Origin of the sequence: Staphylococcus sp. EG-SA-18 (genome assembly GCF_017151825.1) — a bacterium.
Lineage (GTDB): Bacteria > Bacillota > Bacilli > Staphylococcales > Staphylococcaceae > Staphylococcus > Staphylococcus aureus.
Genome location: NZ_JACYVY010000071.1, coordinates 1 through 689, shown reverse-complemented (window position 1 = coordinate 689; position 689 = coordinate 1). Strand labels below are relative to the sequence as shown.

Below are 689 nucleotides of genomic sequence, written 5' to 3'. Positions count from 1 at the left end.
TAAATCAACATGTATGTATTATTAGATTGAAAAAAGAGTATTATTATAATTTTTTTGGACAGTATCTATTATCAAGAAAAGGTAAAAGGAAAATTTTCCTTGCACAAAGTGGAGGTAGTCGAGAAGGACTAAACTTCAAAGAAATTGCTAATTTAAAAATCTTCACCCCAACTATATTTGAAGAGCAGCAAAAAATAGGCGAATTCATCAGCAAACTTGACCGACAAATTGAATTAGAAGAACAAAAACTTGAATTACTTCAGCAACAGAAAAAAGGCTATATGCAGAAAATCTTCTCGCAAGAATTGCGATTCAAAGATGAGGAAGGTAAAGATTATCCAGATTGGAAATCAAAATCAATTCAAGAAATATTTGAGAATAAGGGTGGCACTGCTCTAGAAACAGAATTTAATTTTGACGGTAATTATAAAGTTATAAGTATAGGAAGTTATTCTATAAATAGCACTTATAATGATCAAAATATAAGAGTCAATAAAAATAAAAAAACTGAAAAATATATTTTATCAAAAGGCGACTTAGCAATGGTATTAAATGATAAAACAAAAGATGGGAAAATTATAGGTAGAAGTATATTTATAGATAAAGATAATCAATATATTTATAATCAAAGAACTGAAAGATTAATACCATTTGCTGAAAATGATAATAAATTTTTATGGTTCTTAATG

Annotated in this window: 1 protein-coding gene; it reads left to right on the top strand. The window is 26.9% G+C overall.

All coding sequences use genetic code 11. The features are described from left to right. Positions 1 to 689, top strand: a 689-nt coding sequence (locus tag IDG66_RS12615) for a restriction endonuclease subunit S (protein ID WP_206172207.1), incomplete at both ends; no start/stop codon positions are given.